This is a genomic window from Egibacteraceae bacterium, assembly GCA_035540635.1.
Classification (GTDB): domain Bacteria; phylum Actinomycetota; class Nitriliruptoria; order Euzebyales; family Egibacteraceae; genus DATLGH01.
Genome location: DATLGH010000045.1, coordinates 48529 through 70872, shown reverse-complemented (window position 1 = coordinate 70872; position 22344 = coordinate 48529). Strand labels below are relative to the sequence as shown.

The following is a 22344-nucleotide window of genomic DNA, read 5'->3' as shown; positions in this document are numbered from 1 at the left end:
CCGGGGCGCGCTACCGTGTCCGTCGGTGCGCTCGCGTCGCACTGCCCCATCCCGCTCGACCCCAAGGTGCTCAAGCCATGGCTGCCGTCTGTGAGATCTGCGACAAGAAGCCCATGTTCAACTATCAGGTGAGCTTCTCGCACCGTCGCTCCAAGCGGCGGTGGGCGCCGAACGTGCAGCGCATCCGCATCTGGGACGGCAAGACGGCCCGTCGGGCGCACGTCTGCACCTCCTGCATCAAGGCCGGCAAGGTCACCCGGCCCCCGCAGCGCACGACCACCTCCTAGCCCGCGGCGCCTTGGAGCGCCGCCCCTTCGCCCCCCGAGGTGCACCGTGGTCGCACGCCCTGCGACCGACGCCGCACCTGCCGGCGGGGCGCCGAGCTCAGCGGCGGCCCCAGGCGTGATCGACCGGGCCGATCCCCGCGCCGAGCGGGAACCCACCGGCGATCGCTTCCGTGAGGAACCTCTTGGCCGCGGAGACGGCCTCGACGACGTCGAGGCCACGAGCCCGGTACGCGGCGATGGCCGCGGCCAGCGTGCAGCCGGTGCCGTGGGTGTGGACGGTGTCGATGCGGCGTCCCGTGATGTACGTCGCGTTCTCGCCGTCGAACAGCAGGTCGACGGCGTCGGGGTTGTCCTTCAGATGGCCGCCCTTCACGAGGACCCACGTCGGCCCGAGGGCTTTGACCGCTTCCGCGGCGGCCCGCAGGTCGCCGACCTCGTGCACCTCGACGCCGGTGAGCACCGTCACCTCGCCGGTGTTGGGGGTGACCACCTCGGCGAGGGGCAGGATCTCCGAGCGCAGCGCCTCCACCGCATCGGGACGCAGCAGCGGGTCCCCGTGCTGGGAGGCGCACACGGGATCGACGACGAGGCGCGCGACCGCGTGGCGACGCAGCCCCTCGGCGACCACCCCGACGATCTCGGCGTTGGCGAGCATGCCGGTCTTGGCCGCGTCCGCGCCGATGTCGCCGAGCACCGCGTCGAGCTGGGCGCGCACGAACTGCGGGGGGACCTCGTGGACGCCGTGCACGCCGAGGCTGTTCTGGGCGGTGAGGGCCGTGACCGCGCTCGCCCCGAAGACGGCGAGCTCCGAGAAGGTCTTGAGGTCGGCCTGGATGCCGGCACCGCCGCCGGAGTCCGAGCCGGCAATGGTGAGCGCGATGGGAGGGGTCACGTCAGGTCCTCCGCGAGTCGTAGTGGTCGTAGCCCATGGGGGCGAGGTCGCATTCGGTCCCGTCCTCGAGCAGCAGCCTCGCGCCCGGCGCATCGACGACCTCACCGATGACCGCGGCCGGCACGCCCTCGACGGCGCCCGCGGCTGCGGCGGCGCGCTCCGCGGCGGCGGGCGGCAGCGTCGCGAGCAGCGCGAAGTCCTCGCCGCCGCCGGCGATCACCCCGACCACGTCGGCGCCGGCGGCTTCGACTGCCGCAACGGCGCCAGGGGCGACCGGCAGGGCGGCCCACCGAACGACGGCGCCCACGCCAGAGGCCGTGCAGATCCGGGCGAGGTCGGCGCCGAGCCCGTCGGAGACGTCGATGAGGGCGGTCGCACCCGCCCGAGCGAGCGCCTGGCCGGCGTCGACGAGCGCGACCGGCCGCCGGTGAGCGGCCAGCAGTGGGGGATCGGGAGCGTCGCCTGCCGCCACCTGCGCGAGGGCGGCTGCGGCGGCGCCCAGGGCGCCGACGACGACGACCCTGTCGCCGGGCCGCGCCCCGGAACGGCGAACCGCGGCCCCCGGGTGGGTCCGCCCCAGGGCAGTGACCGACAAGACGAGCTCGCCCGAGGCGACCGTGTCGCCGCCCACCAGCCGCATGTTCCAGCGGTCGCACGCCTGGCGCATGCCCCCGTACAGCTCCTCGACGCCGCCCTGCTCGAGCCCCGCCGGCCTGCAGAGCGCCACGACCGCGGCGAGCGGCTGCGCGCCCATCGCGGCGATGTCGCTGGCGTTCACGGCCACCGCCTTCCAGCCGACGTCGGCGAGGCTCGACAGGTCTCGCCGGAAGTGCACCCCCTCGACGAGGGCGTCCACCGTCACGACGACCCCGTTCCCGCCGACGGCGAGAACGGCCGCGTCGTCGCCGTGGCCGACCGCCACGCCGTCGCCTTCCCCGTCGAGGTACGAGGCGAGGCGCGCGATCAACTCGAACTCTCCCATGGCCGGACCCCCGAGTATCCCATCCACGTGGCTAGGATGCTGGCGCAGGCCCGCGACTAGGAGGCAACGTGGTCGTCCTCAACACGATCGAGCTCGAGGGGGTGTCCACCGCAAGCTGGCGGCACGCCGCCCAAGAGGCGCTTTCGGAGGCGTCCAGGACGCTGCGCAACATCCGGCGCATGGACATCCTCGGCACGAGCGCGGTGGTCGAGAACGGCGACGTCACCGAGTACCGCACGCAGGTCCGCCTGCTCTTCGAGGTGGAGAGCTCACGCTAGCATCGGGACCGACGAAGGAGCCGCTCATGGTGTCGGCGTACATCCTCATCCTCACCGAGGTCGGTAAAGCGGCCCAGGTGGCCCAGGCGGTCTCCGAGATCGAGGGCGTGGAGGCGGCCGAGGACGTCACCGGTCCCTACGACGTCATCGTGCGGGCCAAGGCGAGCGACGTGGACGCGCTCGGCCGGCTCGTGGTGGCGAAGATCCAGGCCATCGACGGGATCGACCGCACGCTGACCTGTCCCGTGGTCCACCTGTAGGCAGCGCTGCTGTCAGGGGGCGTAGCGGGCCTCCCAGCGCGCCGCTTCGAGCGCGAGGTCGAGCAGCCGGCTGACCAGCTGGGAGTAGTCGCAGCCGACGGCCGCCCACACCGCCGGGAACATCGAGGCGGGCGTGAACCCCGGGATCGTGTTGATCTCGTTGACGTAGACCTGGCCGGCGTCCTCGACGTAGAAGAAGTCGACGCGGGCCATGCCCCGCGCACCGATCGCGAGGTAGGCGCGGCGGGCGTAGTGCATGCAGATGCGGCGCACCTCGTCGGGCACGTCGGCGGGGCAGCGCAGGTCGACGGCGTCGAGGTACTTCGCCGTGAAGTCGTAGAACTCGTGATGCGTGATGACCTCCCCCGGCGGGGTCACCGCGACGTCGGCGTTGCCGAGCACGCCGCACTCCAGCTCCCGCACCCCCGCCAGGGCCTGCTCGACGACGGCGACCCGGTCGTAGGAGAACGCCTCGGTGATGCCCGCGACGAGCTGCCCGCGGTCGCTGCACCTGCAGATGCCGATGGACGACCCCTGCCGCGCCGGCTTCGTGAACACCGGATAGTCGAGGCCGTCCTCGATCTGCGCGACGACCGCGGCTTGGTCCTCCTCCCACGCACGCCGGCGCACCGCGCGGTAGGCGACCTGCGGCAGACCCCGGGCGGTGAACACGTTCTTCATCTGGCGCTTGTCGATGCCGATGGCGCTCGATGCGACGTCGGCGCCGACATAGGGCACCCCGTAGCTCGCGAGCAGCCCCTGCACGGTCCCGTCCTCCCCGTACGGTCCGTGCAGGACGGGGAAGCACACGTCGACCGGGCCGAGCTCCTCGCCGGCGAACGCGTCGGCGAAGCGCACCAGCCGGGGACCCTTTCGGGTGGGGACGAGGGCGACGGTGTCGCCGTCGTCGGGCACGGAGGGCAGCACCCCCTCAGGGGTGTCGGCGACGCCGTCCACCAGGGTCCAGCGGCCGTCGCGGGTGATGCCGACGGTCGTCACGAGGTAGCGGCTGCGGTCGAGCGCGGAGAGCACCGAGCGGGCGGACAGGCACGAGACCTCGTGCTCGCTGGAGCGGCCGCCGAAGAGCACCAGCACACGGGTGAGCGCCGCGGTCACCCGGCTACCGCCGTCCCCTGGCCGTGAAACTCCGCCTTCGGCTCCCGGCCCATGAGGGCGCGGACCATGTCGCGCACGTCCATGCCCTCGTGGACAACCTTCACCACGTGCTCGAGGATCGGCATCTCCACGCCGTGCGCGGTTGCGATCTCCGCGAGCGCCTTCGACGACTTCACGCCCTCGGCGACCATGTTCATCTCGGCGATCACCTCGCCGAGCGACCGGCCCCGGCCGAGCTGGTCGCCGACGTGACGGTTGCGCGAGTGGCTGCTCATGCACGTGGCGACGAGGTCGCCCATGCCCGCGAGCCCGGAGAAGGTGAGGGGGTTGCCGCCCTGCGCGACGCCGAGACGCGTCATCTCGGCCAGCCCCCGGGTGACGAGCATCGCCTTGGTGTTGTCACCGAACCCCATGCCGTCGGCCATGCCGGCGGCGAGCGCCATGGGGTTCTTCACCGCCCCGGCGAGCTCCACGCCCACGAGGTCGGGGTTGGTGTAGACCCGGAAGTAGTCGGTGTGGCTCATCGCCTGCACGCGCTTGGCCACCGCCGGCTCGGCGGCGGCCGCCACGCTGCCGCTCGGCAGCCGCTGCGCGCACTCGCGGGCGAGGTTCGGCCCGCTAAGCACGACGACGCGGTCGTAGGGCAGGTCGAGGACCTCGCGGATCACCTGGCTCGCGCGCTGGTGGCTGTCGAGCTCGATGCCCTTGATGAGGCTCACGTAGACGGCGGTGCGCGGGACGACCGGAGACCACTGCTGCAGCGAGGCCCGCAGCGCGTGGCTCGGCACCGCCACGACGACCACTTCGGCCCCGTCGAGGGCCTCCTCCGGGTCGGCGGTCGCCCGCAGGCCCTCGGGCAGCGGAAGATGCCCGAGGTAGGAGGTGTTGCGATGCTCGCCGGCCACCTCGTCGGCCACGTTTTGACGGCGTGCCCAGAGCACGACGTCCTCTCCGGCGTCGCAGCAGACCATCGCGAACGCGGTGCCCCACGACCCGGCGCCCATCACCGCGATGTTGCCCACTGCGCGAGTCCTCCCGGGCATCGACTGCCCACGATTGTAACGGCGGCGTATAGCCTCCCGGCATGTCCCTGACGGGGGAAGACGCGCCGATCGCGATCGTCCCGCTCAAGGCGCTCGACGAGGCGAAGAGCCGCCTGGCCGGCCACCTCGACCAGGCGCAGCGACGGGAGCTGACCGCCTGGATGCTCAGCCGGGTCCTCGCCGCCTGCCGGGCAGCCAGGTCGCTCGGCGACGTGCTCGTCGTCGCCGGCGACGAGGCGGCCGCGCTCCTGGCTCGCCGGCTGCGCGCTGACGTGATCCTCGAACCGCTTCCCGGCCTGCCGGCCGCCATGGCCACTGCCGACCGGGCGACCGCGGGCGCTCCGGCGACCCTTGTCGTGGCGGCCGACCTACCACTCGCGGCACCGGGCGACCTCGACGCCGTGTGCCGGGCGGGGGGCAACGACGCCTGCGTCGTCGTCAGCCCCACCCGCGACGGAGGCACCGCGGCGCTGTTGCGGCGCCCCGGCGCGGTTATCGCCACCCTCTACGGCGCGGGCTCGGCAGCCGCGCACCTGCGGGCCGGGCGACAGGCGGGCGTTCAGGCGCTGCGCGTCCGTCGGGCGGGCCTCGCCCTCGACGTCGACACCGCCGAGGATCTCCGCGCAGCGGGGCGCCGTGACCGGCGCATCGCCCGCTTCGTCCCCGGATTGTCAGCCGGATGACGCCGCGCGTAGTCTTCTGCCGTCTTGCCGTCACTTGTCAGCGAGGAGCACGGGCATGCCCCAGGGCACGGTGAAGCACTTCGACGTCGAGACGAGCACTGGGACGGTGCTTCTCGACAACCAGGACGAGCTGCCGATCGACGCGGAGACCTTCGCCGCGTCAGGGCTGCTGGAGCTCCGGCTCGGGCAGCGGGTCCGCTTCCAGATCGACGACGAGGGCGGGCGGCCGCGGGTGCGGGGACTGAACATCGTCAGCCTCTGAGCGCCGGCGCGGCGCTTCGGGCCGGCCGCGCTCAGCTCTTCTTCGCAGCCTTCTTCGCGGTCTTCTTCGGGGCAGCCTTCTTCGTGGCCTTCTTCGCCGCAGCCTTCTTCGCCGGGGCAGCCTTCTTGGCCGCAGCCTTCTTCGCCGCAGCCTTCTTCGCTCCAGCCTTCTTCGCTCCAGCCTTCTTCGCTCCGGCCTTCTTCGCTCCGGCCTTCTTGGCGCCGGCCTTCTTCGCGCCGCCGGCGACGGTTTCCCGCAGCCCCGCACCGGCCTTGAACGCCGGCACCACCGTGGCGGCGATGCGCATCTTCTCGCCGGTCTGGGGGTTCTGACCTGTGCGGGCGGCACGCTGTCGCGCCTCGAAGGCGCCGAAGCCGGTCAGCGCGACCTTCTCGCCCTTCTTGAGGGTCGAACCGATCGTATCGATGAAGCGGTCGAGGACGTCCTCCACCTGCTTCCTCGACGCGTCGACCTGCTCGGCGATGGACTCGACCAGTTCACGCTTGTTCACGCCGCATGCCTCCTCGTTGGCCGGCCCGGCGCCTGTCGGCCCGAGCGAAGTCGAGCCGCCATGGCCCGACGCGGTATGCAGCGAGACGCTACGGACTCGACGGCCAGGAATCAACGATCCTGTGCGCCAGTAGGATAGGAAGGGTGATCACGACTTCTGACACCACCTCCCGCACGCGCCCACCCGCCGCCACGGCGGTCGGGTGGCTCGCCGTCGCCGGCGTCGTCGGGGCGACCATCATGTCGCTCGCCCACCTCGACGTCGCCGTGCCCTTCGTCGAGGTCGGACGGGTCGTGCTGCCGGTCGCCATCGGCCTCGCGGTCGGCGCGGTCCTCTACGCCGTGGTCGCGTACGGTGCGTTCACCCAGGCGTCCTGGGCGTGGCCGGTGGCGCTCGTCGTCAACGGCATCGCCCTCGCCGCAACCGCCGGACCACCGTTTCGGGGACCGTTCGAGCTCGTGCCGATCGCCGTGAGCCTCGTCGCCATCGGCGTGCTCGTCTCCTCGGCGGGCCGGGCAGCCCTCCGCAGCCGCCGCTGACGGCGGTCTTCTCCCCCTTCCCGCAGGATTGCCGGCGGCCCCCGCAGGAGACACCAGCGCAGTGATCGCCGATCCGCTGCTCTACGGCGCCTTCGCCGCAATCGTCATCGTGCTGCTCGCGATCGACCTGCTCGTCGTCCACCGCGACACCCATGCGGTGACCATCCGCGAGGCGGCGACGTGGACGGTCATCTGGATCGGCGTCTCGATCATCTTCGGCCTGCTCATCCCCCAGTTCCATGAGGGCACGGGGACGGGCAACCCCGTCGTCGAGTACTTCACCGGTTACGTCATCGAGAAGTCGCTCTCGGTCGACAACGTCTTCCTGTTCCTGCTCATCTTCTCGGCGTTGGCGGTGCCGAAGGAGCTCCAGCACCGGGTGCTGTTCTACGGCGTGCTCGGCGCGATCGTCATGCGCACGATCCTCATCTTCGCGGGCGTCGCGCTGATCGAGCGCTTCGAGTGGCTGCTCTACCTGTTCGGCGCCTTCCTCATCTACGCGGCGGTGCGGACCTTCCGCGAGCGCAACGAGCATCCGGACGTCTCGTCCTCCCCGATCTTCCAGCGGATCCAGCGCATCCTGCCGACGACCGCGGACTACCGCGGCGACCGCTTCTTCGTGCGCGAGAACGGGCGCCTGCTCGCCACGCCGATGTTCGTGGTGCTCATCCTCGTGGAGTTCACCGACCTCATCTTCGCGATGGATTCCATCCCGGCGATCTTCGCCATCACACGCGATCCGTTCATCGTCCTCACCTCGAACGTCTTCGCGATCATGGGGCTGCGCGCGCTGTACTTCCTGCTCGCGGGCGTCGCCGACCGGTTGCGCTATCTCAAGACCGGCCTGGCCGTCATCCTCGGCTACGTCGGCGTCAAGCTCTTCACCGAGAACATCGAGGCGATCTACCACCCGACGCCCCTCCAAAGCCTCGCGGTGATCGCCACGGTGCTCACCGTCACGATCGGCGCCAGCCTGCGAGCCGGACCGACTGGCGAAGGGTTCCCACCGGCGGGCATCGGGCCGCTCTCGTCACGCCGGCGGGAGCACCAGCCCTCCCCCGAGCGTCCGCGCGGGGACCAGCCCTAGACGTCCGCGACGCCGCTCCCGCGCCCTTCCCGCAGGTCCAGGAGGCGGTCGGCAAGCGCCACGAGGTGGTCGGCACCCTCGAGGCGGGTCCGCCATCGGTCCGGAACGGCGTGCTCGCCGAGCAGCGCACCGGCCACGGCCCCCGCCATGGCCGCGACAGTGTCGGTGTCGCCGCCGATGAGGACCGCTGTCCGCACGACCTCCGGCAGCGAGCGGGGGTGGCGGAGGAAGGCCGCCAGTGCCGCGGGGACCGCCTCCACCGCGGCGACGCCGTTGCCGAGCGCCGCAGCGACCGACGTCGGCGACGCGTCGGGCCCAAGGGCGGCCAGGCGGTCGAGCGCCGCGACGAGTGGCGGCGCGGTGGCCGCGGACCGCACCTCGCCGAGGACGCCGCGGGGATCCGCGTCGCCAGGGGCCTGCGCCGCCCACGCGACCGCGACCGCCTGGACGGCGGCCCCCTGCCGCCCGAGCGCGTGCGCATGGGTGATCGCGGCCTGGTCGTGAGCGAGGCGCACGGCCTCCGCGCGGTCAGCGGCGACGAGCCCGACCGGGGCTGCGCGCATCGCGCCGCCGTTGCCGAAGGACCCGTCGCCGCCGAACAGTCCGGCCGCGGCCTCGGTCCAGGCGGCGCCGCGGCGCAGAGCAGCGAAGACCTCCGGCGGCCCGCTGCCGTAGCCACGCCACGGCTCAGCCTCGTAGACGCCGGCGAGGGTCTCGGCCATGTGGGCGCCGTCGAAACCGCGGCACTCCACGAGGGACTGCGCCACGCCGACGCTCATGGCCGTGTCGTCGGTCCAGCGCAGCGGCTGTGGGGCGTCCGCCCACCGGTCGAACGCGGGCGGGTCGACCCTCGTCCGGCCCTCGAAAGGCGCACCGAGCGCGTCACCGACGGCCAGGCCGAGCAGGCATCCACGAAACCGTGCACGGCTGGTGTCGGCTCCCACGAGGCGGGCTCCCCCGTCAGGGACCGCGCAGGTCGGCGCCGCACGGACCGCAGAGCCCGGCGTCGTCGAGCGGCCCCCGCGCCGGCGTGTCGCACCGCCAGCAGCGCTCGCCCGGGTCGGCGGCCTGCGTGGCGAAGGTGCGTTCCTCGCCGTCGTACGCGGTGAGCACGAGGGCCCCGAACTCGGTCGGCAGGACCCGGGGGGTGCTCGCGTCGGCGTTCACGCGCGCAAGCCTACTCTCGCCCGGTTGCCACCGCGGAGCAGGGCGACGGGCGCAGCCCACGGTGGCCGACTACGCTGGGCCTCATGCCCCCCGAGCTCCCGGTAGCCGACCCTGCCCTGCTCCGCGAGGTCGAGCGCCGCCGCACGTTCGCGATCATCAGCCATCCCGACGCGGGCAAGACGACACTGACGGAGAAGCTGCTGCTCTACTCGGGGGCGGTGCACGAGGCCGGCGCGGTCCAGTCCCGCAAGGTCGCCCGGTCCACCACGAGCGACTGGATGGAGCTCGAACGCCAGCGAGGGATCTCGATCTCCTCCACCGTGCTGCACTTCACCTACGGCGGATGGCACTTCAACCTGCTCGACACTCCCGGCCACGCCGACTTCAGCGAGGACACCTACCGGACGCTGTGCGCAGCCGATGCCGCGGTGATGGTGCTCGACAGCGCGAAGGGCCTGGAACCGCAGACGCTCAAGCTCTTCGGGGTGTGCCACGAGCGCGGGCTGCCGATCGTCACGTTCGTGAACAAGTGCGACCGTCCCGGGCTGCCGCCCCTCGGTCTGCTCGACGAGATCGGCGAGCGGATCGGTCTCGAGCCCGTCCCTATGACGTGGCCGGTGGCCGACGGCGCGGACTTCGCCGGCATCGTCCACCGGTCCGCGGGTGAGCTCGTCCGGTTCGACCGCACCGCGCACGGGTCCACGGTCGGCGAGGAGGAGCGCGTCCCGCTCGAGAAGGCGGAGGTCGGGGCGTGCCCCCCCGACCGGTGGGCCGAGGCGATGGAGGAGGTGGAGCTGCTCGACGCCGACGAGCGTTGGCTCGACATCGCAGCGTTCCGCTCCGGCCGCCAGACGCCCGTGTACTTCGGCAGCGCCCTCGCGAACTTCGGGGTGCGCCTGCTGCTCGAGGGCTTCGCGGAGCTCGCCCCCCCTCCCGCCCCGCAGCCGACCGCGAACCCGGGGGGGGTGCGGCCCCTCGACGCCCCCTTCAGCGGCATGGTCTTCAAGGTGCAGGCGAACATGGACCCGCGTCACCGCGACCGCATCGCCTTCGTCCGCGTCAACAGCGGGCGGTTCTCCCGCGGGATGACCGCGACGCTCGCGCGCACCGGCCGCCGCTACCAGCTCCGCTACGCCCACCAGCTCTTCGCCCGCGACCGGCAGACCGTCGACGAGGCGGTGCCCGGCGACATCGTCGGCGTGGTGAACGCGACGGGGTTGCAGGTCGGTGACACCCTCTACGACGGCCCGCCAGTGGCTTTCCCCCCGATCCCGACCTTCTCCCCCGAGGTCTTCGCGACCGTGCGCAACCGGGACTCCACCCGGTACAAGCAGTTCCGCGCGGGGCTCGTCGAGCTTGCCGAGGAGGGCGTGGTGCAGGTGCTGCGCCGGCCCGACTTCGGCGACCAGGAGCCGATCTTTGCCGGCGTCGGCCGGCTGCAGTTCGAGGTCGCGCAGTACCGGATGGCCAACGAGTTCGGCTGTGACGTCACGCTGTCGCCAGCCCCGTGGGAGCTCGCCCGCCAGATCGACTTCGCCGACGCGGGCCGCGTTCGCGCCCAGCGCGGGACCGCCCTCGTCGAGGACGCCGCGGGCCGCACGCTCGTGCTGTTCGCCTCCGAGCACGCCCTGCGGTGGGCCCGCGAGGACCTTCCGGACGTTACGTTCGCCGAGTTGGGCTTGCGCCGCCGCTGACGGCCACTCCGGAAGCGAGTCCTGTCGGGTGCTACGCGCCCGCGACGTCGTCGCGGGGGCCGTCCTTCTGCCAGTCGGGGTTCGTCGGCGACGACGTCGAATCGCCCTGGGCCCGCTGCGCCGCCTCGAGCAGATCGTCCGCGTCCTTGTCCTCGGTGCGGTCGACGCCGAGCTCCCGCGCGGCGTCGCGTAGCTCCTCGACGTCCTCCTCGTTGCGGGGTGCATCAGACATGGGTCTGCTCCAGTCGTAGGGCGGTCCGCCGATGCTGCCCGACGCCGTCGTCCACAAACGCCGGGCCGCTCCTCTGCGCCGGTCCGGCTGGTGCGACGCTCGTACCCTGCGTCGTTACGAACCGCAGCGGTTGGGCCCTGGGAAAGCCGAGGTCCTGCTGACCTTGTCACTGAGTAGTCCCGACGGGATTTGAACCCGCGTTACCGCCTTGAGAGGGCGGCGTCCTTGGCCGCTAGACGACGGGACCAGAAGGGCGTCTATGCCAGACACCCTCGCTCGGGGGGAAGGACTCGAACCCTCAATAACTGGACCAGAACCAGTCGTGTTACCGATTACACCACCCCCGAAGGGCGGCCCCCACGGTAGCAGCGGCTCACGGCGCCTTCAAACGCCCCGTCGGACGGTGGTCACCCGGCGACGCGCTTGCGGGCGGCCCGGATTCGGTCCACGACGACGGCGCGGTCGAGCAGGGCGAGCGTCTCGGGCAGCGGGGGGCTGACCGCAGCCCCGGCGACGGCCACCCGCACGGGCTGGAAGGTCTTGCCGCGTCCGAGCCCGAGCGATTCGGCCACGCCGTCGAGCGCCTCCATGATCGCCTCGGCGGACCACTCCCCCCCCGCCTCGAGGGCCGACGCGGCGGCGTCGAGGACCTCGCCGGCGCGGCCTTTCAGATGCTTCGCGACGGCGGCGTCGTCGAAGACGACCTCGTCGCGGAAGCAGAAGGCCACGAGCGGCAGCGCCTCGCCAAGCGTCTGGATGCGCTCGCGGAGGAGGGGGGCGAGGGCGAGCAGCAGTCGCTGCTCCTCGGGCGTCGCCGGCAGCCCCACGAGGCCTTCCGCGTTGAGATAGGGCACGAGGAGCTCGGCGAGCGCGCTGTCGGAGAGCTCCTTGATCCGCTCTCCGTTCATGTTGCGCAGCTTCGTCGTGTCGAAGAACGCGGGGTTGCGACCCACGCGGTCGAACGAGAACTTCTCCGTGAGCTCCTCACGCTCGAAGCGCTCCCTGCGGTCGTCGTAGCTCCACCCGCACAGGGCGAGGAAGTTCACCATGGTGTCGGGCAGGAAGCCCTGGCGGCGGAACTCGTCGACGGCGACGGCGCCGTGCCGCTTCGACAGCGGCTTGCGGTCCTCGCCGACGAGCAGCGGCAGGTGTGCGAAGGCGGGAATCTCCGCGTCGGCGGGGCGGGGCGGAAACGCGTTTTCGGCCAGCAGCCGGTCGAGCAGGCCGCCCTCGAGCACGGCGTCGTAGACGAGCAGCTGGCGGGGCGTGGCGGAAAGGAGGTCCTCGCCCCGGGCGACGAGCGTGATGCCCATCGCGAGGTCGTCGACGGCGTTGGCGAGGAAGTACGTCGGCGAGCCGTCGGCGCGCTGGATGATGAAGTCGGAGACGTCCTTCCACGCGAACGTGATCGGTCCACGGATGCGGTCCTCGAAGGACACCTCACCATCGTCGGGGGTGCAAAGGCGCACGACCGGCTGCCGGCCCTCGGCCAGGTAGGCCTCCCGCAGCTCCTGGTCGAGGTCGCGCTGTGCGCCGGAATAGCCGGGCGGGCGACCCTGCGCCTGCGCCGCGCGGCGGTCCGCCTCCAGCTCCTCGGGGGTCTCGTAGGCGTCGTACGCGTAGCCGGCCTGCAACAGGGCGGCGGTCACCGCGGCGTACAGCGGCGTGCGCTCGCTCTGCAGGTAGGGGCCGTGGGGACCGCCGCGCCCGGGGCCCTCGTCCCAGTCCAGCCCGAGCCACCGCAAGGCCTCGTAGATGCCCTCGTAGGCCTCCGGGGCGACCCTGTCGGCGTCGGTGTCCTCCACGCGTAGGATGAAGGCCCCCCCGCTGCCCCGTGCGTGCAGCCAGTTGTAGAGGGCGGTGCGGGCGTTGCCTACGTGCAACCACCCGCTCGGAGCCGGCGCGATGCGGACGCGTGGGAGGGCCATGGGGTTCTCTCGAGATGGGCGGGAAGGGCTCGGGGCACCGACAGGCTAACGCGGGGCCCGACCCGCCTCGTCGCCGCCTTCGCCGAGCCCTGCCTGCTCGGCCTGCACCGGGTTGACGAGGGAGCCGAGCCCGCCGATCTCGACCTCGACGGTGTCGCCGTCCGCCAGCGGCCCGACACCGGCGGGCGTGCCGGTGAGGATGACGTCGCCCGGCAGCAACGTCGCGAAGGCCGAGCAGTACGCCACGAGCTCGGCGACCCCGAACACGAGGTCGGCGGTCGAGCCGTCCTGGCGCAGCTCGCCGTTGACGCGACACCGCACCGCCAGACCGTCGGTGGGGTCCACCGCCGTGTCGATCCAGGGACCGAGCGGGCAGAAGGAGTCGAAGCCCTTCGCGCGCGTCCACTGGCCGTCGCGGGCCTGCAGGTCCCGAGCGGTGACGTCGTTCGCGCAGGTGTAGCCGAACACGTAGCCGAGCGCCCGCTTGGCGGGCACCTTCCTCGCGAGCACCCCGACCACCACCGCGAGCTCCGCCTCGTGGTGGACCTCCCCGGAGAGCACCGGCAGGCGCACCGGCTCACCCGGTCCGATCACCGCGGTGCTCGGCTTCGAGAAGACGAGCGGCTCCGCGGGCACGTCACCACCCATCTCGGCGGCGTGGTCGGCGTAATTCTTGCCGACGCAGAAGATCTTGGAGGGGATGATCGGCGCGAGGAGGCGAGCCTTGTCGAGTGCGGCTGCCTGGTTCGTGAGGCGGAACTCGGTGAATGGATGGCCCTCGACGAGGACGACGTGGCCGTCGCGGACCACGCCGAACTCGGGGCCGTCAGGGCGCGAGACACGGACGATGCGCACGGCACGGCTCCTTGCACGGGGGTCGCGCCCGGAAGCCTAGCCGACCGCTACGGCCCTTCCCGTGGCGCCCCCGAGCTTGGCAGTGGCGGCGCCTCGGACACGGAGGCGCGTACGACGTCCCGCGCCGGCGATGACGAGCGCCCGGTGGCGGCCGGTCACGCATCCGCGTCCTGCTGCTCGCGCAGGCCGTAGGTGTACGCATCGGCCATGGCCAGCCACGACGCCTCGATCACGTTCGCCGACACGCCGACGGTGTCCCACTCGCGCTCGCCGTTGCTCGAGCGGATCAGTACCCGGGTCGTCGCAGCGGTGCCGGAGTCCGAGTCGAGGATGCGGGCCTTGTAGTCGGCGAGGTGCAGCTTCGCGAGCCCGGGGAACCGGCCGTTCACCGCGGCGCGGAAGGCCTGGTCGAGCGCGTCGACGGGGCCGTTGCCCTCACCCGTCCCGATGAGCCGCTCACCCCGATATCCCCGCCCGCCGGCGTCGCCTCCGGCGACGCCCTCACCCCGATATCCCCGCCCGCCGGCGTCGCCCTCACCCGGGACCCACAGCTTGATGGTGGCCTCGGCGACCATGCGTCCGTCCTCCCGCCGCTCGACGATGATCCGGAAGCTCTCGAGCGTGAACGCATGCACGTCCTCGCCCATCTCGCTGCGGACGAGCAGCTCGAAGGAGGCGTCGGCCGCCTCGAAGGCATAGCCGGCGTGCTCGAGCTCCTTGACCCGGCCGAGGATGCGGTTCACCGCGTCCCCGTCGGCGGTGAGATCGAGACCGAAGTCCCTGCCCTTCAGCACGACCGTCGAGCGTCCGGCGAGCTCGCTCACGAGCAGCCGCAGAACGTTTCCGACCCTGGCCGGCTCGACGTGCTGGTAGAGGTCCTCGCGCTTCGCCAGCGCCGAGACGTGCAGCCCGGCCTTGTGCGCGAAGGCGGCGTGGCCGACGTACGGCGCGTGGGGGTCCGGCGTGGTGTTCATCACCTCCGCGACGGCGTGCGCGACGTGCGACAGCCGCCGCAGGTCGTCGTCGCCCACGACGTCCATGCCGAGCTTGACCTTGAGGTTGGGGATGATCGACATGAGGTTCGCGTTGCCGCAGCGCTCCCCGATGCCGTTCACGGTGCCCTGCACGTGGGTCGCGCCTCCATGCACCGCCACGAGCGAGTTGGCGACGGCGCAGTCGGTGTCGTTGTGCACATGCACGCCCACCTGGGTGTCGCCGAGGACACCGACGACCTCGCGAACGACGGCCTCGACCCGGTCGGGCAGGGCCCCGCCGTTCGTGTCGCACAGCACGACGCACTCGGCGCCGGCGCCGGCCGCCGCGGCGAGCACCTCCAGCGCGTAGGACGGGTCGCGCGCATGGCCGTCGAAGAAGTGCTCGGCGTCGAAGAACACCCGGCGCCCCTCACGCCGCAGCAGGCGCACGGAGTCGGCGACCATGGCGAGGTTCTCCTCCGCCGTCGTCCCGAGCGCCTCGGTGACGTGAAGGATGTCGGACTTGCCGACGAGGCACACGACCGGCGTCGCGGCCTCGAGCAGCGCAGCGAGGGTCGGGTCGTTCCCCGCCGCGCCACCCGGGCGGCGGGTCATGCCGAAGGCGGTGAGCACGGCGCGGCGCAGCTGCAGCTCGCCCGCGGCCACCCGGCGGAAGAACTCAGTGTCCTTTGGGTTCGCACCCGGCCACCCACCCTCGATGTAGCTGACACCGAGCGAGTCGATCTCCGCCGCGACCCGCAGCTTGTCGGCCACGGTGAGCGAGATGCCTTCGCGCTGCGTGCCGTCGCGCAACGTCGTGTCGTAGACGTCCACGGGCGTGACGTCCACCGGTGCGTGCAGCCCTGCTGCGAGGAGGTTGCGAGCCACGAGCCCACCTTGTTCTCGGGGGCTGCCCGCTCCGGCTGCGAGGTGGCGGGGGCACTGCTCCGTGCCGCCGCTCCTGCGGGCCGGCACGGGCAACCGGTCCTACAGGAGCGGTCCAATGATGATGGTCGCCGCCATGCGGGCGCGCGCGCCGCAACACGCCGACGGGTGGCGCGCGGACTCGAGCTGCGAGGCGAACATCCCCTGGAGTGTGCCGGGTCGCGGTCGGCCGCACAAGCGCGCCGCTCGGCAGCCGCGGGATGCAGCCGCGGACGCGGGCCAGGTGCGTGTGGTCTCTTTACTCCCGCACGTAGTCGACCATGTGCTTGTACCGGTCGTTCTTGCCCTTCACGACGTCGAAGAAGAGGTCCTGCAGCTGCTTCGTGACCGGCCCTGGCGCCCCGATGTCACGGTCGTCGACGGAGCGGATCGGCACCACCTCAGCGGCGGTGCCGGTGTAGAACGCCTCGTCGGCGAGGTAGAGGTCCTGGCGCAGCAGCGTCGTCTCGGAGAAGGGGATGTCGAGGTCGGTGGCCAGCTCGATCACGGAGTCGCGGGTTATGCCGCGCAGCACTCCCTCGGCGAGCGGCGGGGTGAGCAGCGTGCCGTCGCGGACCACGAAGACGTTCTCGCCGGAGCCCTCGGCGACGTGGCCGTGCTCGTTGAGCAGGATGGCCTCGTCGTAGCCGGCCTTCAGCGCCTCGACCTTGGCCAGGGAGGAGTTGATGTACACGCCACAGGCCTTCGTGCCGGTCGGGATCATGTTCGTGCCGATGCGCACCCACGACGACACCTTCGCCCTGACCCCGTTCTGCAGCCCCTCGTCACCGAGGTAGGTGCCCCACGGCCAGATCGCGATCGACACCCGCACCGGGCTCGGGAGGGGGTTGAGGCCCATCTCGCCGTAGCCCAGGTACACGAGCGGGCGGATGTAGCAGGACTCGACGTCGTTGACGCGGATGAGCTCGCGGGTGGCCTCCATGAGCTCGTCGACGCCGAAGGGCACCTCCATCTGGAGGATCCGCGCGGAGCGGTGCAGGCGCTCCATGTGCCTGCGGTGCTGGAAGATCGCAGGCCCACGGTGGGTCGCGTAGGCGCGGATGCCCTCGAACACGCCCCACCCGTAGTGCAGCGTCGGCGTGAGGATGTGGACCTGCGCATCCTCCCAATCGACGAGGTCACCGTCCATCCAGATCTTGTCGACTGAAGGGATGGGCATGGTCCTCAGGCTCCTTTGCCGGCAGGCGACGCGACCGCTTCCGCGAGGAGGTCGCCGATCTGCTCCGTCGAGTATCCCATCTCCGGGCCGCCCATGGCGCCGAGCGCGGGCAGCACCGACGCGACCGCGCGGTCCAGGGCCGTCGCCGCCTCCCGCTCCCCGAGATGCTCGAGGCACAGTGCGGCGCTGAGCACCGCCGCGGTGGGGTTCGCCCATCCCTTCCCCGCGATGTCGGGCGCGGACCCGTGCACCGGCTCGAACATGCTCGGTGCCGTGCGCTCGGGGTTGAGGTTGGCACTGGCCGCCAGGCCGAGACCGCCCTGCACCGCCGCACCGAGGTCGGTGATGATGTCGCCGAACAGGTTGTCGGTCACCACCACGTCGAAGCGCTCCGGGGCGGTGACGAGGTAGAGGCAGGCCGCGTCGACGTGGACGTAGTCGACGGTCACGTCGGGGAACTCGGCGCCGACCTCGTCGACCGTGCGCTGCCAGAGGTCCCCGGCGTAGGTGAGCACGTTCGTCTTGTGGCACAGCGTCAACCGGCGTCGCCGCGTCGCTGCGCGGCTCATGGCGTGACGCACGACCCGTTCCACGCCCCTGCGGGTGTTGAGCGACTCCTGGGTGGCGACCTCGTGTGGGGTCCCCCGGTATACCGAACCGCCGGCCCCGGCGTAGAGGCCTTCGGTGTTCTCCCGCACGATGACCATGTCGCACCGGTCGGCGTCGAGACCCGCAACGGGTGAGCGGACGCCTTCGTACAGCCGGACCGGACGCAGGTTCACGTACTGGTCGAACGCGAAGCGCAGGCGCAGCAGCAGCCCGCGCTCGAGCACACCGGGGGGCACGTCGGGGCTGCCGACCGCGCCGAGCAGGATGGCGTCGTGGCCGCGCAGCTCCGTCTCCACGCTGCCGGGCAGGACCTCGCCCGTGCGGAGGTAACGCTCGCCTCCGACGTCGTAGGCGGTGATGTCGACGACGAAGCCCCAACGCTCGCCCGCGGCCCGAAGCGCCTTGCACGCCTGGGCGGTGACCTCCGGCCCGACGCCGTCGCCGGCGATCACCGCCAGGCTGTACCTGCCCATGCGCCCTCCCTTTCGGACGGGCAGTCTACGCCGACCCCTCAGGTGGCGAAGCGTGCGGCATCTGGCAGGATGGGCCGAGAGGAGACCATGACTTCAGTGCTGCACGGCACGGCGACCACCCTGCGCAGGGTGCGGCCCGAGGACGCCGAGGTCCTCGCCGCGATCCTCGCTGATCCGGAGGTGGCTCGCTGGTGGGGCCGCTACGACGCCGACCGGGTCCGGCGCGACATCATCGAGGCGGAGGACACCGTCGTCTACGTCATCGAGGTAGACGGCGAGGTCGTCGGCTCCATCCAGTACGTCGAGGAGCCGTCGCCCGCCTACCGGCATGCGAGCCTCGACGTCTTCATCCACAGCGTCTGGCACGGCAAGGGGCTCGGGACCGACGCGGTGCGCACGCTGTCGCGCCACCTCATTCACGACCGCGGTCACCACCGGCTCACGATCGATCCGAGTGTCGACAACGTGAAGGCCATCCGCACGTACCGGCGGGTGGGCTTCCGCGAGGTCGGCGTGATGCGCTCCTACGAGCGCAACCCTGACGGGCAGTGGCAGGACTGCCTGCTCATGGACCTCCTCGAACGCGACCTGCACTAGCGGCGGGTATGCACGTCCTGCAGTCCCGCGTCCTGCTGCGGCCCTCCGACCTCGACGCGTCCGTGGCCTTCTACGAGCACCGTATCGGCCTCGTCCGCTACCGCGAATGGGGGCACGCCCCCCACCGCGGCGTCGTGTACTTCCTCGGGGGCGGCTACCTCGAGCTGAGCGAGAACGCAAATGGGCCGACGCCGGACCCGGGCGTGCGTCTGTGGCTGCAGGTCGTCGACGCCCGCGCCGCCCGGGAGGAGCTGGCCGCCAAGGGCGTCGCAATCGCGGCGGAGCCCGAGCGCAAGCCGTGGGGTCTCATCGAGCTCAGCGTCCACGACCCCGACGGCCTCGAGCTCGTCATCGTCGAGACGCCGATCGACCACCCGCTGCGCCGTCGCGAGTAGGAGCGTCGCGGGGCGTGGGACGACCCGCCGCCCACCGGGCACGTGTCCCGTGAAGGGAGTAGCGTGCCGGAAGCCATGCCCGCCGCTGTCGGAAGGCGCACCATGACCGACTGGATGACCCTCCGGGTGGTGCTCCTCGGCCGCCGCGGCGAACCCCTCGCCCGGCCTCCGGGACGCCTGTTGCTCATGCACTCCGACCACTCGTTCGCCGACCTGTCCGAGGCCGTCGACGTGGCGTTCGGACGATGGGACCTGTCCCCGCCGCACGAGTTCACCGTCGAGGGCCGCCGCCTCGTGTCCGGTGGCGTCGACGACGACGCCGAGGACAGCGACGACGTCACCGTCGGCGAGGTGGGTTTGCGCCTCGGCACTCCCTTCACCTACGTGTTCGACGTCGGGGAGGGGTGGACGCACGAGTGCCGGGTGGAGTCGGTCGACGTCGATCCCGTCGACGAGTACGGGGAGGTCCCCCAGGCACCGGTGCCCCTGTACGGCTGGGGCACGATCCCCGACCAGTACGGGCGCCTGACCGAGGACGACGAGGACATCGAGGTGCTCGACACCGAGCTGACCGGCGAGGCCGAGCCCGGGACCGCAGCCGAGGAGCCGGCGGCCGACGACCGCCCCGACGAGCAGGCCGTCGCGCAGCCGCCCTGGACCCGGGCGGAGGGCTCGGCGTGGGGGGTCGTCGCCGAAGCGCTGGCCGGCTTCGAACGGCGACGCGACGACGCTGCCCTGCGCGCGGTCGTCGGCGGGCTCCGCAGGCTCCCCGACAACGAAGAGTGGCCCTACGACGTGCTGTTCGCCGCCGGAGGCCTCGACGACGACGAGCCGCCGGAGGACGACGAGGAGCTGTGGCTGACGCTCGCCGCAGGTGTCGTGGAGCCGCGCGGCGCGCTGCCGCTCGACCCCGACGCCGAGAGCGCCTGGGCGGCGCTCGAGCCGGCCGACTGGGCCGGTGCGGTCATCGAGCTCGTGCGGGCGGGTGTGGGACAACCCGCGGACCCCGAGACGCTGCTCGGGCTCATCGACCGCTGCCCGGAGGTGGAGGGCGCCGACCTGACCCCCGAGGACGAGGAGATCCTGCTCGCCGGGCTCGACACCGTCGTCCAGCTGTGGACGGCTCTCGGGGTCCTCGACGGGAGCGGCGCGCTCACACCGCTCGGCCGCTGGGGGCTCCCCGAGAGCCTGCGCACCGCCTGGAAGGCGTGACGCGGGTAATCCCCCGCGTCGAGCGCTACGCGGCGGTGTCCGACAGCGCGCGGCCCCGGGAGGGGTGGCGCAGCTTCGACAGCGCCCGCGCCTCGAGCTGGCGGATCCGCTCGCGGGTGAGGCCGAAGTAGCGGCCCACGTCGTCGAGGGTGCGCGCCTCGCCGTCGAGCAGTCCGAAGCGCAGCTCGAGGATCGTGCGCTCCCGGTCGGGCAGACCCGCCACGACGTCGAGGAGCTCCTTGCGGGCCAGCCCCTTCGCCGCGACCTCGAGCGGGTCGTCGGCGTTGCGGTCCTCGATGAAGTCGCCGAGCTCCGCGTCGCCGTCCTCGCCGACCGGGGTCTCGAGCGACGTCGGCGTGCGCGCGTAGGTGAGCAGCTCCTCGACGAGCTCGACCTCCTCGCCGAGCTCGCTGGCGAGCTCCTCCAGGGACGGCTCACGACCGTACTGCTCCGCGAGGTCGCGCTGCATGGACAGCGCGCGGCGGACCCGCTCCATCATGTGGACGGGCAGGCGGATGGTGCGGCCCTTGTCGGCCACCCCACGACCGACGGCCTGGCGGATCCACCATGTCGCGTAGGTGGAGAACTTGTAGCCCCGACGGTAGTCGAACTTCTCCACCGCACGCAGGAGACCGAGGTTGCCCTCCTGGATGAGGTCGAGGAGCGGCAGTCCTTGGCCCTGGTAGCGCTTGGCCACCGACACGACCAGCCGCAGGTTGGCCTGCACGAGGCGCTCCTTGGCGCGCTTGCCGTCGCGGTCGACCTGATTGAGCTGCCGTCGGCGCGTCGGCGTCGTGCGCTTGCGCTCGCTGAGCAGCCGCTCGGCCTCCAACCCCGCCTCGTAGCGCTTGGCGAGGTCGACCTCCTCCTCCGCGGTCAGCAGCGCGGTGCGGGCCATCTCCCGCAGATACAGCTGCACGTGGTCATGCAGCGGCATCTCCTCGACCACTTGTGGCACGGCGGCAGTCACCTTCCCCTCGGTAGGCGCGGGGGCGGGGGGCCTCCCACCACAAAGGGCGAGACCCCGCACCGGCGGGTCATCGTGCGCTGGGTGCCGTCGAGGCCCTGCGGCGCACGCTGAACAATCGGCCTCAAGGGTACGACGAACCTCCCCGGTGCAGGCAAGCACTTTGTTGGTGAATCCACTGTAGCGCCTGCGTGGGGGTGGGCCGCCGTCCGGTGTGGGGACCCCCCACAGGGGGTACGCGTTCGGGAGGAAAGGCGCTACCGCGCTCACATTCGCGACCGGGGAGCAGAAGACGGCGATGACCGCGTCACCACGGCAGCCCTTCGAGCAGCCACTCCAGGGCGTCCGCCGACTGTTCAACTCGCAGCCGACCATCGGTGCCGGTGCCGCGGCGAAAGCCGTGGCAGAGGACGCGAGCGCGCTCGTACGCGCCGAGGTGGAGCTCGCGAAGGCCGAGCTCGCCGAGTCCGTCAAGGCCAAGGCCTCCGGTGCGGGCCTGCTCGCCGGGACGGCGATCCTCGGCTGGCTCGGGCTGCAGGGGCTGCTCCTGGCCGCCGGACTGGCCCTCGCGCTCGTGCTGCCGGGCTGGGCCGCCGCCCTCGTCGTCAGCGTCGTGCTGCTGGTCGCCGGCGGGGTTCTCGGGCTGATCGGCAAGCGCAAGCTCGCCACCCCGGTCAGCCTCGACACCACCAAGCACAACGTCGAGGAGGACGTGGCGTGGGCGAAGTCGCACCTGGCCAACCGATAGGGACACGGACGCCGCCCGCGCAGGCGGCGGGAGCGCACAACGGTCTCGCGGAGCACGTCGCCGCGGTCCAGGAGGCCCGCCTGCGGCTGGGCCGTGACCTCGACCGGCTGACCGTCGAAGCACGGGCACAGATGGGGCAGACCATGGAGAAGATCGCCTGGAAGCTCGCTGCGGCAGGAGCGGGCGTGGCAGCCGGCCTCGCCGTGCGCAAGGCAATGGCGGCGGCGTGGAAGGCTGCCCGCCACGAGGAGCCGCCGGGCAATCCCGCGGCTCCCGGAACGAGTTGGGCGCCGGCGCTCGCGTGGACCCTGGCCATGGCCGCGGGCATGGGCGCCGCCAAGCTCGTCGCCATCCGCGGGGTCGCCGCCGGATGGCAGAAGGCGACGGGGACGCTGCCACCCGGCCTCGAAGAACCAATGGCCTGACCCGGCGGGAACGGCCGTCGGGCC

At 72.1% G+C, this 22344-nt stretch carries 26 protein-coding genes, 2 tRNA genes and 1 pseudogene; 13 read left to right on the top strand and 16 right to left on the bottom strand.

What is annotated here, in order from left to right:
• Nucleotides 1-77 precede the first annotated feature (77 nt).
• Entirely contained in the window at nucleotides 78-287 is a 210-nt protein-coding gene (rpmB, locus tag VM324_07880) for a 50S ribosomal protein L28 (GenBank protein HVL99194.1), read from the top strand.
• A 97-nt stretch (nucleotides 288-384) separates the two neighbouring features.
• Here rpmB and thiD read toward each other — a convergent pair whose 3' ends face one another.
• Both thiD and thiL read right to left on the bottom strand, forming a co-directional pair.
• Complete coding sequence (thiD, locus tag VM324_07875; GenBank protein HVL99193.1) at nucleotides 385-1179, bottom strand: bifunctional hydroxymethylpyrimidine kinase/phosphomethylpyrimidine kinase; 795 nt, start codon at nucleotides 1177-1179, stop codon at nucleotides 385-387.
• A gap of 1 nt (nucleotide 1180) precedes the next feature.
• Nucleotides 1181-2161 carry a thiamine-phosphate kinase gene (gene thiL, locus VM324_07870; protein ID HVL99192.1) on the bottom strand — a complete coding sequence of 327 codons (981 nt, stop codon included), beginning with the start codon at nucleotides 2159-2161 and terminating at the stop codon, nucleotides 1181-1183.
• Nucleotides 2162-2229: 68 nt separating this feature from the next.
• On the opposite strand from thiL, the gene VM324_07865 reads away from it, so the two are divergent.
• Together VM324_07865 and VM324_07860 are read left to right on the top strand one after the other, a co-directional pair.
• Nucleotides 2230-2439 carry a dodecin family protein gene (locus tag VM324_07865; GenBank protein HVL99191.1) on the top strand — a complete coding sequence of 70 codons (210 nt, stop codon included), beginning with the start codon at nucleotides 2230-2232 and terminating at the stop codon, nucleotides 2437-2439.
• Nucleotides 2440-2465: 26 nt separating this feature from the next.
• Nucleotides 2466-2699 carry an Lrp/AsnC ligand binding domain-containing protein gene (locus tag VM324_07860; GenBank protein HVL99190.1) on the top strand — a complete coding sequence of 78 codons (234 nt, stop codon included), beginning with the start codon at nucleotides 2466-2468 and terminating at the stop codon, nucleotides 2697-2699.
• 12 nt (nucleotides 2700-2711) lie between these two features.
• On the opposite strand, the gene VM324_07855 is transcribed toward VM324_07860, so the two are convergent.
• Both VM324_07855 and VM324_07850 read right to left on the bottom strand, forming a co-directional pair.
• Nucleotides 2712-3815: a D-alanine--D-alanine ligase family protein gene (locus VM324_07855; GenBank protein HVL99189.1), complete on the bottom strand. Its 1104-nt coding sequence runs from the start codon at nucleotides 3813-3815 to the stop codon at nucleotides 2712-2714.
• Nucleotides 3812-4837, bottom strand: a complete 1026-nt coding sequence (locus tag VM324_07850; GenBank protein HVL99188.1) for an NAD(P)H-dependent glycerol-3-phosphate dehydrogenase — start codon at nucleotides 4835-4837, stop codon at nucleotides 3812-3814. Before VM324_07850 ends, VM324_07855 begins: the two co-directional genes overlap by 4 nt.
• 62 nt (nucleotides 4838-4899) lie before the next feature.
• Here VM324_07850 and cofC point away from each other — a divergent pair, with 62 nt between their 5' ends.
• Nucleotides 4900-5541: a 2-phospho-L-lactate guanylyltransferase gene (gene cofC / locus VM324_07845; protein HVL99187.1), complete on the top strand. Its 642-nt coding sequence runs from the start codon at nucleotides 4900-4902 to the stop codon at nucleotides 5539-5541.
• Nucleotides 5542-5596: 55 nt separating this feature from the next.
• Nucleotides 5597-5803 (top strand): hypothetical protein, encoded by a 207-nt coding sequence (locus VM324_07840; GenBank protein HVL99186.1) that lies wholly within the window; start codon nucleotides 5597-5599, stop codon nucleotides 5801-5803.
• Between the two features lie 244 nt (nucleotides 5804-6047).
• Here VM324_07840 and VM324_07835 read toward each other — a convergent pair.
• A pseudogene (locus VM324_07835) lies at nucleotides 6048-6314 on the bottom strand (HU family DNA-binding protein).
• Nucleotides 6315-6457: 143 nt separating this feature from the next.
• On the opposite strand from VM324_07835, the gene VM324_07830 reads away from it, so the two are divergent.
• Together VM324_07830 and VM324_07825 are read left to right on the top strand one after the other, a co-directional pair.
• A complete protein-coding gene (locus VM324_07830) occupies nucleotides 6458-6853 on the top strand; it encodes a hypothetical protein (protein ID HVL99185.1) in 396 nt (131 codons plus the stop codon).
• A 61-nt stretch (nucleotides 6854-6914) separates the two neighbouring features.
• Nucleotides 6915-7940, top strand: a complete 1026-nt coding sequence (locus tag VM324_07825) for a TerC family protein (protein HVL99184.1) — start codon at nucleotides 6915-6917, stop codon at nucleotides 7938-7940.
• Here the strand turns inward: VM324_07825 and VM324_07820 are convergent.
• Both VM324_07820 and VM324_07815 read right to left on the bottom strand, forming a co-directional pair.
• Nucleotides 7937-8884: an ADP-ribosylglycohydrolase family protein gene (locus VM324_07820; GenBank protein HVL99183.1), complete on the bottom strand. Its 948-nt coding sequence runs from the start codon at nucleotides 8882-8884 to the stop codon at nucleotides 7937-7939. The two genes, VM324_07825 and VM324_07820, sit on opposite strands and share 4 nt — an antisense overlap.
• 16 nt (nucleotides 8885-8900) lie before the next feature.
• Nucleotides 8901-9107 (bottom strand): hypothetical protein, encoded by a 207-nt coding sequence (locus VM324_07815; GenBank protein ID HVL99182.1) that lies wholly within the window; start codon nucleotides 9105-9107, stop codon nucleotides 8901-8903.
• Nucleotides 9108-9190: 83 nt separating this feature from the next.
• Between VM324_07815 and VM324_07810 the strand changes: the two genes are divergently transcribed.
• Nucleotides 9191-10801 (top strand): peptide chain release factor 3, encoded by a 1611-nt coding sequence (locus VM324_07810; GenBank protein HVL99181.1) that lies wholly within the window; start codon nucleotides 9191-9193, stop codon nucleotides 10799-10801.
• A gap of 31 nt (nucleotides 10802-10832) precedes the next feature.
• On the opposite strand, the gene VM324_07805 is transcribed toward VM324_07810, so the two are convergent.
• The 8 genes from VM324_07805 to VM324_07770 form a co-directional block, all read right to left on the bottom strand.
• Nucleotides 10833-11033: a hypothetical protein gene (locus tag VM324_07805; protein HVL99180.1), complete on the bottom strand. Its 201-nt coding sequence runs from the start codon at nucleotides 11031-11033 to the stop codon at nucleotides 10833-10835.
• A 174-nt stretch (nucleotides 11034-11207) separates the two neighbouring features.
• Nucleotides 11208-11280 (bottom strand) — tRNA-Glu (locus VM324_07800).
• A 28-nt stretch (nucleotides 11281-11308) separates the two neighbouring features.
• Nucleotides 11309-11380: transfer RNA gene (locus VM324_07795), tRNA-Gln, on the bottom strand.
• A 60-nt stretch (nucleotides 11381-11440) separates the two neighbouring features.
• Nucleotides 11441-12961, bottom strand: coding sequence for a glutamate--tRNA ligase family protein (locus tag VM324_07790; protein ID HVL99179.1), 1521 nt, complete (start codon nucleotides 12959-12961; stop codon nucleotides 11441-11443).
• A gap of 45 nt (nucleotides 12962-13006) precedes the next feature.
• Nucleotides 13007-13816 (bottom strand): fumarylacetoacetate hydrolase family protein, encoded by an 810-nt coding sequence (locus tag VM324_07785; GenBank protein ID HVL99178.1) that lies wholly within the window; start codon nucleotides 13814-13816, stop codon nucleotides 13007-13009.
• Nucleotides 13817-13971: 155 nt separating this feature from the next.
• The gene (cimA, locus tag VM324_07780) at nucleotides 13972-15678 is read right to left on the bottom strand and encodes a citramalate synthase (protein HVL99177.1); all 1707 of its coding nucleotides are present in this window, start codon (nucleotides 15676-15678) and stop codon (nucleotides 13972-13974) included.
• A gap of 295 nt (nucleotides 15679-15973) precedes the next feature.
• Nucleotides 15974-16894 carry a branched-chain amino acid transaminase gene (locus tag VM324_07775; protein HVL99176.1) on the bottom strand — a complete coding sequence of 307 codons (921 nt, stop codon included), beginning with the start codon at nucleotides 16892-16894 and terminating at the stop codon, nucleotides 15974-15976.
• 5 nt (nucleotides 16895-16899) lie between these two features.
• Nucleotides 16900-17976 (bottom strand): 3-isopropylmalate dehydrogenase, encoded by a 1077-nt coding sequence (locus VM324_07770; GenBank protein ID HVL99175.1) that lies wholly within the window; start codon nucleotides 17974-17976, stop codon nucleotides 16900-16902.
• Nucleotides 17977-18063: 87 nt separating this feature from the next.
• Between VM324_07770 and VM324_07765 the strand changes: the two genes are divergently transcribed.
• The 3 genes from VM324_07765 (at nucleotide 18064) to VM324_07755 (ending at nucleotide 20180) form a co-directional block, all read left to right on the top strand.
• The gene (locus VM324_07765) at nucleotides 18064-18573 is read left to right on the top strand and encodes a GNAT family protein (GenBank protein HVL99174.1); all 510 of its coding nucleotides are present in this window, start codon (nucleotides 18064-18066) and stop codon (nucleotides 18571-18573) included.
• Between the two features lie 8 nt (nucleotides 18574-18581).
• Nucleotides 18582-18968, top strand: a complete 387-nt coding sequence (locus VM324_07760; GenBank protein HVL99173.1) for a VOC family protein — start codon at nucleotides 18582-18584, stop codon at nucleotides 18966-18968.
• 102 nt (nucleotides 18969-19070) lie between these two features.
• The gene (locus VM324_07755) at nucleotides 19071-20180 is read left to right on the top strand and encodes a hypothetical protein (GenBank protein ID HVL99172.1); all 1110 of its coding nucleotides are present in this window, start codon (nucleotides 19071-19073) and stop codon (nucleotides 20178-20180) included.
• 25 nt (nucleotides 20181-20205) lie between these two features.
• Here VM324_07755 and VM324_07750 read toward each other — a convergent pair whose 3' ends face one another.
• Entirely contained in the window at nucleotides 20206-21138 is a 933-nt protein-coding gene (locus tag VM324_07750; protein ID HVL99171.1) for a sigma-70 family RNA polymerase sigma factor, read from the bottom strand.
• 307 nt (nucleotides 21139-21445) lie between these two features.
• On the opposite strand from VM324_07750, the gene VM324_07745 reads away from it, so the two are divergent.
• Nucleotides 21446-21895: a phage holin family protein gene (locus tag VM324_07745; GenBank protein HVL99170.1), complete on the top strand. Its 450-nt coding sequence runs from the start codon at nucleotides 21446-21448 to the stop codon at nucleotides 21893-21895.
• Nucleotides 21865-22320, top strand: a complete 456-nt coding sequence (locus VM324_07740; protein HVL99169.1) for a DUF4235 domain-containing protein — start codon at nucleotides 21865-21867, stop codon at nucleotides 22318-22320. Before VM324_07745 ends, VM324_07740 begins: the two co-directional genes overlap by 31 nt.
• The last annotated feature ends 24 nt before the right edge of the window (nucleotides 22321-22344 follow it).

Excerpts from the sequence above, each read along its gene's own strand:
- rpmB (HVL99194.1), top strand. The coding sequence starts at position 78 with ATGGCTGCCGTCTGTGAGATCTGCGACAAGAAGCCCATGTTCAACTAT.
- thiL (HVL99192.1), bottom strand. The coding sequence starts at position 2,161 with ATGGGAGAGTTCGAGTTGATCGCGCGCCTCGCCTCGTACCTCGACGGG.
- VM324_07860 (HVL99190.1), top strand. The coding sequence starts at position 2,466 with ATGGTGTCGGCGTACATCCTCATCCTCACCGAGGTCGGTAAAGCGGCC.
- cofC (HVL99187.1), top strand. The coding sequence starts at position 4,900 with ATGTCCCTGACGGGGGAAGACGCGCCGATCGCGATCGTCCCGCTCAAG.
- VM324_07840 (HVL99186.1), top strand. The coding sequence starts at position 5,597 with ATGCCCCAGGGCACGGTGAAGCACTTCGACGTCGAGACGAGCACTGGG.
- VM324_07810 (HVL99181.1), top strand. The coding sequence starts at position 9,191 with ATGCCCCCCGAGCTCCCGGTAGCCGACCCTGCCCTGCTCCGCGAGGTC.
- VM324_07805 (HVL99180.1), bottom strand. The coding sequence starts at position 11,033 with ATGTCTGATGCACCCCGCAACGAGGAGGACGTCGAGGAGCTACGCGAC.
- VM324_07790 (HVL99179.1), bottom strand. The coding sequence starts at position 12,961 with ATGGCCCTCCCACGCGTCCGCATCGCGCCGGCTCCGAGCGGGTGGTTG.
- VM324_07775 (HVL99176.1), bottom strand. The coding sequence starts at position 16,894 with ATGCCCATCCCTTCAGTCGACAAGATCTGGATGGACGGTGACCTCGTC.
- VM324_07770 (HVL99175.1), bottom strand. The coding sequence starts at position 17,976 with ATGGGCAGGTACAGCCTGGCGGTGATCGCCGGCGACGGCGTCGGGCCG.
- VM324_07765 (HVL99174.1), top strand. The coding sequence starts at position 18,064 with ATGACTTCAGTGCTGCACGGCACGGCGACCACCCTGCGCAGGGTGCGG.
- VM324_07760 (HVL99173.1), top strand. The coding sequence starts at position 18,582 with ATGCACGTCCTGCAGTCCCGCGTCCTGCTGCGGCCCTCCGACCTCGAC.
- VM324_07755 (HVL99172.1), top strand. The coding sequence starts at position 19,071 with ATGACCGACTGGATGACCCTCCGGGTGGTGCTCCTCGGCCGCCGCGGC.
- VM324_07745 (HVL99170.1), top strand. The coding sequence starts at position 21,446 with ATGACCGCGTCACCACGGCAGCCCTTCGAGCAGCCACTCCAGGGCGTC.